This window comes from Paraburkholderia acidicola, assembly GCF_002362315.1.
GTDB lineage: Bacteria > Pseudomonadota > Gammaproteobacteria > Burkholderiales > Burkholderiaceae > Paraburkholderia > Paraburkholderia acidicola.
In genome coordinates this window covers 1,184,079-1,198,807 of sequence record NZ_MTZV01000006.1, presented here as the reverse complement: position 1 = coordinate 1,198,807, position 14,729 = coordinate 1,184,079, and the positions used below count along the sequence as shown (strand labels likewise).

10 protein-coding genes are annotated in these 14,729 nt (G+C 58.1%); 6 read left to right on the top strand and 4 right to left on the bottom strand.

The genetic code is table 11. The annotated features are described in order from the left end of the window. Positions 1–17 precede the first annotated feature (17 nt). The 3 genes from BWP39_RS24050 to BWP39_RS24040 all read right to left on the bottom strand — a co-directional run bounded on the left by BWP39_RS24050 (position 18) and on the right by BWP39_RS24040 (position 2,980). Entirely contained in the window at positions 18–827 is an 810-nt protein-coding gene (locus BWP39_RS24050; RefSeq protein ID WP_091007439.1) for an ATP-binding cassette domain-containing protein, read from the bottom strand. A gap of 23 nt (positions 828–850) precedes the next feature. Beyond that, complete coding sequence (locus tag BWP39_RS24045; RefSeq protein ID WP_091007435.1) at positions 851–1,837, bottom strand: ABC transporter permease; 987 nt, start codon at positions 1,835–1,837, stop codon at positions 851–853. 138 nt (positions 1,838–1,975) lie between these two features. Beyond that, positions 1,976–2,980, bottom strand: a complete 1,005-nt coding sequence (locus BWP39_RS24040) for a sugar ABC transporter substrate-binding protein (protein WP_096724743.1) — start codon at positions 2,978–2,980, stop codon at positions 1,976–1,978. A 750-nt stretch (positions 2,981–3,730) separates the two neighbouring features. Here BWP39_RS24040 and BWP39_RS24035 point away from each other — a divergent pair. From BWP39_RS24035 to BWP39_RS24015, 5 genes are all read left to right on the top strand, one after another. Further along, entirely contained in the window at positions 3,731–4,069 is a 339-nt protein-coding gene (locus BWP39_RS24035; RefSeq protein ID WP_096724741.1) for a type II toxin-antitoxin system HicB family antitoxin, read from the top strand. 651 nt (positions 4,070–4,720) lie between these two features. After that, positions 4,721–5,377, top strand: a complete 657-nt coding sequence (locus BWP39_RS24030) for a response regulator transcription factor (protein WP_096724738.1) — start codon at positions 4,721–4,723, stop codon at positions 5,375–5,377. After that, on the top strand, positions 5,374–7,794 hold the full coding sequence (locus tag BWP39_RS24025) for an ATP-binding protein (protein WP_096724736.1): 2,421 nt from the start codon (positions 5,374–5,376) through the stop codon (positions 7,792–7,794). Before BWP39_RS24030 ends, BWP39_RS24025 begins: the two co-directional genes overlap by 4 nt. Before the next feature lie 112 nt (positions 7,795–7,906). Continuing rightward, positions 7,907–9,085, top strand: a complete 1,179-nt coding sequence (locus BWP39_RS24020; RefSeq protein WP_157915177.1) for an MFS transporter — start codon at positions 7,907–7,909, stop codon at positions 9,083–9,085. 145 nt (positions 9,086–9,230) lie between these two features. Next, complete coding sequence (locus BWP39_RS24015) at positions 9,231–10,241, top strand: DUF2891 domain-containing protein (RefSeq protein WP_096724732.1); 1,011 nt, start codon at positions 9,231–9,233, stop codon at positions 10,239–10,241. 62 nt (positions 10,242–10,303) lie between these two features. Here BWP39_RS24015 and BWP39_RS24010 read toward each other — a convergent pair whose 3' ends face one another. Further along, positions 10,304–11,713, bottom strand: a complete 1,410-nt coding sequence (locus BWP39_RS24010) for an MFS transporter (protein ID WP_096724730.1) — start codon at positions 11,711–11,713, stop codon at positions 10,304–10,306. 1,546 nt (positions 11,714–13,259) lie between these two features. On the opposite strand from BWP39_RS24010, the gene BWP39_RS24005 reads away from it, so the two are divergent. Continuing rightward, complete coding sequence (locus BWP39_RS24005) at positions 13,260–14,579, top strand: EAL domain-containing response regulator (RefSeq protein WP_096724728.1); 1,320 nt, start codon at positions 13,260–13,262, stop codon at positions 14,577–14,579. Positions 14,580–14,729 lie beyond the last annotated feature (150 nt).

The window sequence follows — 14,729 nt, the reverse complement described above, 5'->3', positions numbered from 1 at the left end:
GAAGTCGCGCAGAAAGATCATGCGATCGCCTTGACGTCCGCTTCTTTCGCACCGGTCATGATTGCCACCGCCTCGGACATATGGATGTCCTTCGTGTTGACGACGGCCGCGCGTCGGCCGAGACGCTGGATGTGGATACGATCGGCGACTTCGAACACATGTGGCATGTTGTGGCTGATCAGGATGACCGGCAGGCCGCGATCGCGTACGCGGCGAATCAATTCCAGCACCATGTTGCCTTCCTTCACGCCGAGCGCGGCTGTCGGTTCGTCGAGAATGACCACATGTCGCGCAAAGGCTGCGCTGCGCGCGACGGCGACGCCCTGGCGCTGACCGCCCGATAGCGTTTCGACGGCCTGCCGCATCGAGCGAATGCCGATCTGCAGATCCTTCATGTGTGCTGTCGCTTCCTCCAGCATGCGGCGCTTGTCGATCATCTTGAGAATCGAGCCGCGCCAGCCGCGCTTGACGATTTCGCGCGCAAGGAACAGGTTTTCCGCGATGCTCATCGCGGGCGCAACCGCGAGCTCCTGATAGACGGTTTCGATACCTTGCTCGCGCGCGTCGAGCGGGCTGCGGAATTTCACCGGCTTGCCGTCGAGCAGGATCTCGCCTTCGTCGGGCACAGTCGCGCCCGACAACGCCTTGATTAGCGATGACTTGCCTGCGCCGTTGTCGCCGATCACGGCGAGGATTTCGCCAGGCAGGACTTCGAAATCGCAGCCATCGAGTGCGGTGACCTGGCCATAGCGTTTGACGAGGCCGCGGGCCTGCAGCACCGGCGTGACTGTGCCGGACGCAGCGGCAGTGGATTGAGGTGTCGACATGTCGATCTCCTGTGTCCTGGCGCTTACGCGCGACGGTGCGAAAGTTTGTCGGCGGCGACGGCGAGGATCACCAGCATCCCGGTGATCAGCACCTGGTACACCGACGACACGCCGATCAACGTAAGCCCATTGCGGAACACGCCGACGATCAGCGCGCCGAGCAACGTGCCCACCACCGAACCACGCCCGCCAAACAGACTCGTTCCGCCGAGCACCACGGCCGTAATGCTGTCGAGGTTCTCTGTCTGTCCTGCCTGCGGATCGCCGACTCCGGTGCGCGAAACCGACAGCAACGCAGCGATCCCGTAGATTGCGCCAGCGAGCGTATATACCGTGAGCAGGATGCGTTGCGACGACAGTCCCATCAGGCGCGCGGCTTCCGCGTTGTTACCGAGCGCATACAGATGGCGCCCCGGCACCGTATCGCGCAGCACGAACCAGGCGACGAGATACATCAGCAGCGCGAGCACGGTGCCGTAAGTGATCTCTGCGGGACCGACCCGGAACGTGTTGCCGAAGAACATGATCGCGTCGGGCAGGCTGGACACGCTCTCCGCGTTCGAATAGATCTGAGTAATCGCGAACGCGATGTTCAACGTGCCGAGCGTGACGATGAACGGTGGCAGCTTGATCCGCGTGATCAACACGCCGTTGAGCGCGCCGAACAACATGCTCGCCGCGATCCCGCAGAAGATCGCCAGCACCGGCGGCACGCCGAGTACGACTGCGAACTTGGTCATGATGATCGAGCCGAAGGCCATCACCATGCCGCACGACAGATCGATGCCGCCCGTCAGCACGATCAGGGTCTGGCCGATCGCGATGACGGCGACAACCATCGTTTGTTGCAGGATCAGCGAGAGATTCTGGAACGACAGAAAGCGATCACTCTGCGAGACGAAGAACAGCCCTGCGAGCAACAGCGCGATGAGCGGACCGATTTCCGCAAGCGACGGCAGACGGTCGGCGAGGCGGCGCGATGAGGACGCGGACGCAGTGGGAGTCGACATGATGATTTCCTCGATGCAATGGCGTAGCGCGCGGTGCGTGGGGCATTTGAAGCGATGCGTGACGATGCACGGCGGCGGCCGCGCGCTGCCTTCGATGCTCGAGCGGGACGGGCCTGAGCGCGTCCCGCTATCCGCGCGTTACTTGTTGCCCCAGCAGTTGTCGAGACCGAACTTCGTGTCCTTGCTGTCGACACCGGACATCGGCTTGTCGGTGATCAGCGTGACACCGGTGTCGCGATAGCCGGCGACCTTCTTGCCGGTCTTCGCGTACTCGACGCCGGCTTCCACGCCGAGTTCGGCCATCTTCAACGGATACTGCTGCGAGGTCGCCGCGATCTCGCCGGCCTTGACGTTGCGCACGCCTTCGCAGCCGCCGTCGATCGATACGATCATCACGCTCTTGTCCTTGCCCGCCGACTTCAACGCGCGATACGCGCCGGCCGCGGCCGGTTCGTTGATCGTGTACACGACGTTGATATCCGGCGATTTCTGCAGGCAATTTTCCATCGCCGTTTGTCCCTTCGCCTGGTCGCCACGCGTATCCTGGCTGCAGACGATAGCCGCGTCGCCTTCCTTCACGCCGAAGCCCTGCAGGAAGCCGTTATGCCGCTGCACACCGACCGAGATGCCGGGCGCGAGATCGAGTGTCGCGATCTTCGCTGGCTTGTTGCCGAGCGCAGCCTTCGCGTATTGGCCGATCAGGACGCCGGCCTTGAAGTTGTCGGTGGCGAAGAGGGCGTCGGTGGCAGTTTGCGGCTCGGTCGCCGTATCGAGTGCGATCACCATCGTGCCTGCGGCACGTGCCTTCTGGATGCTCGGCACGATCGCCTTCGTATCGCTCGGCGTGATCAGGATGGCTTTTGCGCCGGCGGTCACCATGTTCTCGATGGCGGTGACCTGGCTTGCGTTGTCGCCGTCGAACTTGCCCGCCGCGGTGAGCAGCTTGGCACCGCTCTTTTGCGCCGCGCCTTCGGCACCCTGTTTCATCTTCACGAAGTACGGGTTCGTGTCGGTCTTCGTGATGAGGCCGACGATCGGCTGGTCGGCGGCGAGTGTTGCGCTCGCACACCAGACCGCGGATGCGGCCACGCATATCGAAACGAGTCGCTGTGCGACAGGGTGCTTGCGGGAATGCTGATTCATGGGTTGCTCCTCCGGTAGTTGACGACGTCGATCAGAGATAGATGGGCGTTCGTTGCGCCTCTCGTTGACGACTGACCGCTTGCGGTTCTGCGTGCCGCGGGCGGTGTCGATTAAATCACTTGAGTTTATTTAGTACAGCAGTGCCGGTAGTGCGTGTCAAGAAAGTGCCATTGATGCGTCGCGAAAAATTGGGAGGTGTGATTTTGTAGGTGGATCAACAGGAACAAGCGAGACATTGAATGGTGTGATGCAGCATTCTAGGCGACCGATTCGGGTAAATCGGGAGAAGACTGTGATCCTTGGCCGTTCGTTAGAGGGGCGCTGGGCGACCCCTTCGGGGATGATCCAGGAACCCTATGCCCTGTCGCTGGGCAGCGCACCACACGTCAGCCACGAGCATTTCACAAGGCTTGCTTGTGGTGGCAAGTTATGACACCATGAAGAAACCGGATGCCGCTGAACTCGAAGCTTTGCAAAATCTTGTGTGAAGTCGTCAAGATCCCTGCCTCACCAAACGTCGACTGGAACGATGTCGAGCGGTTGTTGACGATGTTGGGGTCGAAGGTTCACCGCACGAAAAGCGGTATGAGGAGCGACTTTGGCAATGGCGTTATCTGGATCTCGCATCGGCCGCACCCCAAGCCGTTAATGGACAAAGGTGCGGTGCATGACTTGAGGACTCACTTGCAGATAGCCGGACATCCTCCGGCAATGTATGGATGCAAGTGTTCTTGATAGAAGGAGTGGATTGTGAAGAATGCTGTCGAATACAAAGGATTTATCGGCAAGGTCGAATATGACGCGGATGACCATATGCTTTATGGTTCGGTACTTGGAGCCAAAACGGTGTTGTCGTTTGCCGGAAAAGACGGTGCTGAACTCGATCTTAGTTTCCGGGCGGTCGTTGATGAATATCTGGCGTACTGTGCTGAGAATGGAATCCAGCCTGAGAAAACGTGGAAGGGGAAAATGACTTTTCGCCCCAGATCGGACGAATTGCGCCAGAAGATCGCTATTCGTGCGGAACTGGCCGATGTAAGCATCAACGACTGGCTGAACGACGTGGTGGAAAAGGCGGTGGCGGATTGACGTTGTTGCCCGGGCTTGCCGGAGCGATTCGCTCGAAGAAAACTCAACGCTAACACCGCAGCAATGGGGTCGTGCCGCCAGGTGGCGAAGTGGCTGAGGTCAGGAGGATGAAGCGATGGCTGGCGGCGTCGGCGTCGAATCACAGGTGCCCTCCAATTGACATTCCTTAACAAACGTAATGAAGGAAATAGGAATAGTCCTATTTTTCGAGGGGTGTGTTGTCAATAGAGTGCAGGGTCTGCCGGTTTTGTTGGTGACGGTTTTATTATAAATATCCACGATATTTTTGATTGAGCATATTAATTTTTTAAGAGGAATTGTTAATATTATCTGCTTTTTTCAGATTATCTGCAGGAATGAAAATATTCCCCTTCGAATTGTCGATCGAAAAGTAGCTGTGATTTCAAAATGAACTGACACCGACGCCCCATAAGGTCGATCACAGCGTTTCTTTTCTCGCTGCCACAACAGGCATGCCGGGTAACCTCGCAGGCCGGTCGCCCATCGCACTCCTATCGCGCTCCCGCTCGTTGTTTTCCGGTGGATTCTTGCTACATTACTTTAGTACGTCGGTTTTTTTGACAATTACTGTCCACGCGAAATCGAATGACTAATGAAAGGAAGGGATAGCCATATGTGTGAGCTCTTTTCATGAAACGACTACGCGTTGCGGTACTCGATGACCACGCCATCGTCCGTCACGGCCTGGTCAGCTGCCTCGGTGCCGAACCCGATCTCGACATAGTGGGGGTCTACGCCACCAGCCGCGAACTCATGGCCGGATTGCGCGCTACGCCGATCGACGTGCTGCTGCTCGACTACTCGCTGAGCGCGGACGAACTGGACGGCGCGTCGCTGATCCGGGCCGTACGTGTCAAGGCTCCCGATTGCCGGATCCTGATCCTGTCCACACACCATGACCCCGGTACGGTCGCTCTGGCCCTGCGGGTCGGCGCCCGGGGATTCGTGGGGAAAGGCGCTGATATGAGCGAACTCGTCAAGGCGATACGCTCGGTCGCGACCGGGGTCATCTATCTCGACACGGATATGTCTTATCGCATCGCCGACACCAGCACGTCGTACGATCCAGAAGCCGGGACCGATATTCTGTCCGGCGCCGGTTTGTCCGCGAGGGAGCGTGAGGTGATTCGATGCTATCTCGACGGCATGACCATCACTGAGATCGCCCAGAAATTCAATCGCAGCCTCAAAACGATCAGTACCCAGAAAACAGCGGCATTTCGCAAACTGGGCGTCACGTCGAACAACGAGCTCTTCAAGATCAAGCACACGGCGCAGTCGTCATGAGGGTGTTTCGTTTCTGGGTGTTGTGGATATTGCTGGGGCTCGTCAATCCATGGGCCTCCGCAGCACCCGACGCAAACCCGCTCAAACTGAATGCCGAAGAGCAGGCCTGGATTCACCATCACCCTGTATTGCGAGTCGCGGTTGGCGCCTACTCGGTGCCAATCGAGTACATACAAGGTGGAACCTTGCATGGCCTGTCAGCCGAATATCTCGCCACCATTTCCCTTAAAACGGGATTGAAGTTCGTCTACGTCGAAACGGAAACGGCCGAGCAGCGGACTAACCTGCTCAGACAGAATCAGGTTGATCTCATATCGTCGGTGCGAAGTGCCGGCACATTGCCTCAGGCCGACGGGGTTTCCTATACGACGCCTTATTACTCGGGCGCCACGATCATCGTGACGCGAAGCAAGGAACCCGTTGTCTTCGATATTGAGGATCTGAATGGCAAGGTCATTGCGTTATCGTCCGCGAGTGCGCTAAGTGCGATCATCCATCGTCGGGCCCCACAAAGTCAGGTTGTCACCGGCCGCTCGACCGAAGAAGCGCTGGAAATGGTCGCCGATGGCACCGCCGATGTCACCCTCGGTAGCGAAGCCTCTCTGATACCGTATCTGCAGCATCAGTATCTCGACATGCTGCAAATATCGGGTGTTGCAACTGGGCTGATGTCGAATATTTCGATGGCGGTAAGTAGTGACCAGCCGGTTCTCTACTCGATCCTGCAAAAATCGCTGGCGGCGATTACGGCATCTCAGGCAAACGATATAAGAACCAGCTGGCTTGCCACCACCGAACATGGTGCGCTTTCCCTAAGTGTCGTCGCTGGCTACTACGCGCACGAACTCGCACTGATCAGCCTCGCCATTGTGCTTTTAATCGGTCTGACCTGGCAGGCAAACCGGCTACATAAGCAGGCGATCCGCAGCGAGCGTGAGAAGACGATGTTCCTCGCGGTCATGAGTCATGAAATCCGCTCACCGATGAATTCCGTCCTCGCAGCCGTAGAACTGCTGCGCTACACGAGGCTCGACCTGCGCCAGCAGCATTTCGTCGATCTTGCCAACGCGGGCGCGAACATGCTGCTACGGCTCCTCGATAACGTGCTGGACATCACCAGGCTGGAGGCGGGGCAACTCAAGTTGATGCCAGGTCCCGTCGATGTTCAAACGCTCGTGAACGACGTCGCGGATCTGCATCAGTTGCGCGCGAGCGAGAAGGGCATCGCGTTGACAACAGAGATTCAACCGGCAATTGGTGTGTTGATGCTGGACGAGTCTCGCCTGGCCCAGGTTCTGCATAACCTGGTATCGAACGCTATTAAATTCACGTCGACTGGCGAAGTGAAGATAACAGTCTCCGCAACCGATAGCGACGACGGAAAGCACAAACATCTGGAAATTAAGGTGATCGATACCGGTGGAGGAATTTCCGAAGCCGTGCAAGCTACCTTGTTCAAACCTTATTCCCAGGCGGATCAGTCATACAGGACATCGGGAGGTACTGGCCTGGGTCTGGTTATCTGCCGCGAGTTGGTGACCTTGATGCACGGTACCGTCGCGATGCACAGCGCTGTCGGAAGAGGTACGACGGTCACCGTTTCGCTACGCGCCGCGATTGCGGTTGAGCTCGATCAATTGTCCGCTGCGCAAGCGAAAACGCCCGCGCCCCAAGTTTCGGCGCACGCGTCATCAACCGCGAATCCTTCTGCACACGTTCTAATCGTCGAAGATACGCCAGCGAATCAGGAAGTGCTGGCGGCTCAGGTTACACGGCTGGGCTGCAAAGCCACCGTCGCACAGGATGGTGCAACAGCAATGGCCGAGTTTACCACTCACACATTCGACCTGATCCTGATGGATTGCCATCTACAGGATATGGACGGCTATACGCTGGCGGCCGCCATGCGCAACCTGGAAACAGAAAGGAAACGCGAACGTTGCCCGATCGTCGCTATCTCTGCGTCAACGGGGAGCGCGCACACGGAGCGTTGTTTCGCGGCAGGAATGGACGGCGTGTTGAGCAAGCCAATCCGTCTTGCGAAACTCGAGGACGTGATTTCGCTCTGGTGCGGTGTCGAAGCCACCCCCTTTCCTGAAACGCAACCCGATCACACTGATTTCGACGCAGAGAAAATTCGTCGCTTGATGGGGGCTGATGTAACGGCACTGCTTGAGGCAATCGTGCTCGGCGAGGTCGATCTCGCTGCTCGCGCGGCGCATCGCATACATGGCGCAGCGCTGACGCTCGGTTGGGAGCAAATGGCGGAGATGGGCGAACAGCTGGACCACTTGCTGCGCACCGGGGAGTATTCCGACGACGAGGAATTCTCCGCCAGCGTGCTACGCGAGTTCGTGCGCTGTTGGCGCGAAGTCGACCGCGCGGACAGTAAGGAAGTGCGGGTATTTCATTCTTGAGGCGATGTCTCTTGCAATCGCTGGTGTGGCCTGATCCGGCGGGACAGCACGAAAAATGATCGAGGCGATGCGTCGTACACGTTACCCAGAGGACAATACCGGATCGCACGGAATGTTCGTTGTCTTGATGTTAACCTGCCTGATTAGCGTGTTAGACAGGCAAGTGTTCTCCGTCGTAATCCCGAGCGTCGGACTGGCACTCGCCATGTCAGCCCAGCAACTCAGTACGTCGTATGTGGCCTTATATTTCGGCGCAGGTATCTCGGCGCTTCCCACTGCGTGGCTGGCAGATCGCGTGCCCCGGAAACATCTCGCGATCGTTGGACTAGTCCTGTTTTCTATCGGAACGGGTCTGGTGGCCTACGTGCAAAACGTACCGCAATATATTGCACTGAGATTTCTGACCGGAATCGGGATTGGCGTACACCTGGTGGCCGTCCTTGCCATCGGGATGGCCAATTTTCCAAAAAATCGCGCGCTGGTGGCCGGTGCGTTTACATTCACCTTTGGGATCGGTGCCGCTCTTGGACCCAATTTAGGAGGCGTTGTTTTCCATGCGTACGGCTGGAGGGTCCTCCATACGATGCTTGGTTTGACAGCGTTGCCTGCCACTTTTCTTGTTGTATGGCTCGTCAAGCCGGCCTTTGCCGAAAAGAACAGAGGTGACGCGTTCAAGTCACCAGGCGACACGCGCCATAGGACTACACAAGTTCGCCGGTTCACACATCTGTTGTTACCTACCGCAGCGGTGATCTTGCTTAGCTTCGCAGTGTACGGTTATCTGCTGCAGTACGTGCCTTACCTGGAAGAAAGCCAACGGTTCCCGCCAAGCCTGGCCAATGTGGCAGTCGGTGCCTATGGGTTTGGTACATTGTTTGCCTTACACGGCGGTTGGCTTGGCCACACGTACGGGTCGCGCAGAACGTTAATCGGTGGCTTTGTGGCAGCGGCCATCGTAGGTGGCGCACTGTTCGGTGGTTTGAGTGGATCGCCGACCTTCCATATCATGATGTCAGCTGTGTTCGGCGTTGTCATCGGTGCGGGCGCCTACGTCAATCTGCTGACGTGGATGAGCGAATCCCTTGCACCGTCTCGGGAAAGCTGGGCAATTGGTCTCTTTTTCAGCAGTTTCTATCTACCGGTACCGCTTGTCGCTTACGTTTTCGGCGCGCTTAAAGAACACTGTGGCTGGACAGTAGCGGGTCTGCTCATAGTGTCCGGACTATCGCTCTGCGCAGCGCTGCTCGTTTCAGTCGCTCCGACGAGCAGATCGGTGTTGCCGGTTCAGTAGTAAGAGGTTGCTTCGCTAAGCCGCGCTACATGGCGCGTGCGGCGGCGGTGCGTCTCGGCATACATGGCAGCGGCAGCACAATCGAGGCACAATGCGTTCCTGCTTCGCCTGTCCTCACTTCTGCTGGCTTTCCGAAGAGACATCGATGACCGCTCAACTCACCTCTGCTATTGCATCGAAATTCGCGACGCTCGCGCTCGACCATCTGACGCGCGAATATCCAAACAAACTCACCCATGCGCTAGCGGGTCCGCAGGATGTGCAAGGGCCGCGCGCGCTGCATCCGATCTTCTACGGCAGCTACGACTGGCATTCGTGCGTGCACGGCTACTGGCTTGTGCTGCATCTGCTGGAACGTTTTCCGGATCTGCCGGAAGCGGCGCGAGTGGTTGCCGTCGTCGACGAACATCTCACAGCGGAGAACGTGGCTGGTGAACGCGCGTATCTCGACCTGCCGCACAACCGCGGTTTCGAGCGGCCGTATGGCTGGGCCTGGTTGCTCGCGCTTGCTGGTCAACTGCACACCTCGAAGCATCCGCATGCCGAACGATGGGCAACCACGTTCGCACCGCTGACCGATGCCTTCGTCGAACGCTTCGAGGAATTTCTGCCGAAGGCGACGTATCCATTGCGCGTCGGCACGCATTTCAACATGGCGTTTGCATTGGCGTTGACACTCGATTTCGCGCGGCAGACATCGCGCGATGCACTCGCTGCGCTGATCGTCGAGACCGCGAAGCGCTGGTATCTGAACGATGTGGCATGTCAGGCATGGGAGCCTGCAGGCGACGAGTTTCTGTCGCCGTCGCTGATGGAAGCTGAGTTGATGCGGCGCGTACTACCGACAGCGCAATTCACGGACTGGTTCACGCGCTTTTTGCCCGACCTTGCGCAAAGTCAACCGGTCACGCTGTTCACGCCCGTTACCGTGACCGATCGCAGCGACGGCAAGATCGCTCATCTGGATGGGTTGAACCTGAGTCGGGCATGGTGCCAGCGTTCGCTGGCCCGCGCACTGCCTGCCGACGACGCTCGTCGCGCACCGCTCCTCGATGCGGCGGAGCGGCATCTGGACAGCGCACTCGCGCACGTCGCCGGCGACTACATGGGCGAGCACTGGCTGGCTACGTTTGCGACGCTTGCGCTAGAAGCGTAGCGCGTCGTGCTGGCCATCTGCGTGCCCGTCGACCTGAGTGTCACAGGGCACGCACACCGGCGTTAGTGAGAAATCTCCTCGAGCGCGATACCGCGGGTACGCGGTCCCATCAAGCCGATGGCCAGCATCACCATCGTCATCGCCCCGGCGATAAACACAAACACGCCAACTGTCCCAAACTCCCGCAGCACTCCCGCGATCAGAAAGGCCGTGAAGATTGCCGAGAAGCGACTCCACGAGTACACGAAGCCAACTGCACGCGCACGAATACTGGTCGGGAAAAGCTCCGACTGATACGCGTGGAAGCTGTACGACATGATGTTGTTCGCGAGCGTCAGACAGATGCCAAGGCTCACGAGCAGCACTGCATTCGCCACCTGACTAAACCACAGACCGCACACGATATTCGCCGCGGCCATTAACACGATCACCGTCTTGCGCTCGAGACGATCGGCGATGAAAAGGCCGATCAACGGCCCGACCGGTGCGGCGAGCGCGATCAGTGTCGAGTACATCAGGCTCGTCGTGACCGTGATGCCCTGCTTGATCAGTAGCGTCGGCACCCAGTTGGCGAAGCCGTAGAACCCGACGGTCTGGAAGACATTGAAGATCACTAGCATCAGCGTGCGGCTGCGGTACGGCGGTACCCACATATCCGCGAAGCGTCCCTGCGCGAGTACCGGCACGGCGGCCGCGGGCGGCGGCAGCGGACGCCCCGATTCCGCCTCCACCTTCGCTTCTAACGCACACATCACGCGGTCCGCTTCATCTAGCCGCCCCTGTTGCGCAAGCCAGCGCGGGCTTTCCGGTAACGCCCGGCGAATCCACCAGACGAACAGCGCGCCATGCGCGCCGATCAACACGACCCAGCGCCAGCCGTCGATTCCGAACGGCGCATGCGGCACCAGCAGATAAGAGAGAAACGCGACCACCGGTACCGACAGGAAACCGACGGCCTGCTCACAGGCAAACGCGCGGCCGCGAATGTGCTTGGGCACCAGCTCGGAAATGTAAGTGCCGATCGTGACGAGTTCGACGCCGATCCCGACGCCCGCAACGAAGCGCCAGAAGTTAAGACCGGTCGCGGTCTCCTGAAATGCCATCACGACATTCGCGATGGTGTACCACAGCAGTGAATACGTGAAGATCGCGCGTCGGCCGAAGCGGTCGGCGAGAAAACCGCAGGCGATGGTGCCGATGAACAGTCCCGCAAACAACGCCGCGATAAAACTCGCTACACCGGTGGTGCCGAACAGGCCTTGCGTGGTCGAGGTGAGCAGGCCGCTCTTCACGAGGCCTGGTGCGACATAGCCGGTATAGAGCAGGTCATACAGTTCGAAAAAGAACCCGAGGCTTAGCAGCACGACGAGCTTCCAGATCGAACGCGTAGCGGGCAGGCGGTCGAGGCGCGCGGAGATGGTGCCGGGGTCGATGGGAGGCGCGGCGGAGTGCGGTTGAGCGGGTGATGCCATGACGGTCTCCTGAGTTGTCCGGTCTTGCGCTCGCTGCCGCAATGCGCGCGGGCGACGATGCCGGATGTGAGTGTAGCCAATTAATCGATGTCTTCTTCATCTATCGGAGCAGTCCTATAGAAGGGGGCTCATCGTGTGGCTAGCATACGTCACCGGTCTGTTTGGGGCCGGTAAAGCGCGTCTGCATAGCATCGGGGTTTCTGAATCTGGCGCAAAGCTGGTTGTTGCGCGGCATTGTGATGAGGCTGATTTGTTTTCGTTTTTCATTACTGTGAGGTTCAAATTAAACAAGGGGATTAATGGAAATATTTAGACTTTTTCCTTGAAAATAAATGTTGTTGAATTTTAATTTATCTGCGTGAATTTTTGATTTCATATTCATTATTCTTGTATTGATGATGAATGATGAAATTAGATGCATCACATGAATGAAAGGCTGGGGTTTTATATGAAAAAGAAGGATACATTCGTCTTGATTGGGGCGCTCCTGGCGTCCTACCACACTGCTTCTTACGCATGGTGGGGGCCGATCACGAAGCCTACCTTTGCGCGCCCGTTCGCGAATCAACAGCTGGTATGGAACTGTCAGGCACAGGGTGGTACCTGGACGGGGCCCAGGAAGTTCGGTGGTACAGGGGAGCACGCCTGGCTGCATGGCACCTGCAGAATGCCACCGCCTCCGCCGCCGCCTCAAGTCCAGTTCAGGTCCTCGGCCCCGGCTCCGGTTGCTCCCAGACCCGCGGTAACGGCTCCGGCTCCGGTTGCTCCCAGACCCGCGGTTCCGGCTCCAGCTACTGTCCTGCCCCAGCCCCCGGTCCCGGCTCCGGTTCAACCCCAGCCGGTTCAACCCCAGCCTCCGGTTCAGGCCCAGCCTCCGGTTCAGGCCCAGCCTCCGGTTCAGGCCCCATCGCCAGGTGCGCCCCTCCTGTCGAGCGCGCCAAGTGGTGCCGCACCGTCGGAGAACCCATTGTTGAGGCTTTTAGGTCGAATCTTCAATTAATAGATGAATTCATCGTATCTGCAATAACCGAATTAATTATTCGATGAGATATTATATGTAGTTGGGGTGTCATGATGCGTAGCGACAATATGTCGTTACGCATCATTTTCAGTGGAATTAAAAATTCTAAAACAAAAAGAATATGTTTTTGGGGAGGGGGAATTCAAGCCGGGACTCCGGGCCGTCGAGCAGCTTTCCGAGTTCTGGATCAATGATTTGCCGATCGACGTCATGATGGATCAAGGCATTACCCAGAACCCTCTCCGTCGTCAGTCTGTCCGTGCTTTCACGCGAGCGGGCCATAAAACCCCACGATGCAGGAGCGTTCTGCAATGCGATTGAGCAAAGACGCGTTGCGTAATTCTCCCGAGCGTCATCAATTCGGCGCTCGCAGCTTCGGCCCGTTCCGGCACGTTACTGAAGTCGTTCGATCCCGTCTCGCCGGTGTACCGGAGCGCATCGGCATATAGCTTTTAGTCCTGATCCGATAGGGCGGTCTTAAGCGCGCAGATAGACTTTCGCTTTCGTCAAAATTGGAAAACGGACATGACTGACCAACCAGCGACATCAATGCCCGAATTCTCCGCCCTTAGCGTCATGACTTTGGTATCCGACCCGGTTCGCGCGCAAAAACTGTTTTTGATGCTGCGGAACATGGGCTTCGAACGCTTTGAAAATGCGTTGTCGCTGGCGGATGCAATTTCTCGCTTGAGTGAGTCGACGTTCGACATCATCGTGGCCGACCTTGACTCGGATGATCAGGGTGCGTTGCTCCTGCCTGAGACGCTCAGGACAAACACCACCCTTCCTGTGCTCCAGCGCCCGCGGGTCCTGTGGTGGGGCGAATACTCGCCTGCCGCTGCGCGGCCACGTCGAAGTGCCTGGCTTGGACGAAACACGGTGGTCAACGACCGGGAGTTTGCTCGCGTAGGGGGTGTCAATCTGAGCGCCCTGGAGTGCCATGCCAGCCTCGCAAGGAGCGCGGGTTTGCAGATCGAGATTACCCGTAGCGGTGGTCCATTGGGCCTGCACGATGCGCTCACTGCGTTGACCCGACAGCACACGGTCAAGGCCGACAATTGCATCGATATCGAATCGCTAACTGACGAAGAAGTCGTCAGGGCGGTGATATCCGGTGATGGTCTGTATGTGGAGTTCCAGCCGCAGCACGACCTGCAAACACGTGACATTGTCGGGGCCGAAGTGCTCGCAAGCTGGCAGCACCCTACGTTGGGCGATATCCCTTCTACACAGCTTCTCCCGGTTGTTCGTCGCCTTGGCCTGGATTTGCTGCTGTTCGGTTTTATGAGAAACCGCGTGATCAGCGTGCTCAATGAGTTACGTGCCCGGCGTGCCGAGGTGCCTATGGCCGTCGGTATCTCGTCGCAGGCAATCTGTACGCCCGAATTTGTGCAGCGGCTGACCAGCAGCATGCATGGCGCGAACCTGTCGCCCGGTTTGCTGAAGATCGAATTGACCGAGGACACGCATACCGTCGATGACCTTACCCTGTCGACGGTTCTGAATACGCTGCGTGCGTGTGGGTTCATCGTGTCGTTGAGCGGTTTCGGAGTGAGGCCTGCTGCTCTCGAACGGGTTGCCAGGATGCCATTCGACGAGATCAAGATCGACGCCTCATTTGTGCGCGGCATTGAAAGTCTCGTTACGTGCCGGGGGATCGTGGCGGCTGCGATCGATCTTGCGCGGCTTCTGGATGTGGGCATCGTAGCGGAAGGAATCGAGAGCGAAGGTTGCGTGACCTCGCTGCGTCGATTGGGATGCCGGGTGGGACAGGGGAATGCATTGTCTGCCCGGATGTCTGCTCATGATTTTGTGAAGCATGTGATTGACTCCAGGGCCAATTAGAGCCTGTATAGCGCGAGCATCGTGAGGCTCCGCATCACGTGAGCATCGCCCTCAATGCGTATGTGATCTCGCGCCATCAGTTGCAACGTCCTTGCAATCCCGGTTCACGACCGTGACCTCTGATGGTCGACCGGTACCGATCCCGCCAGA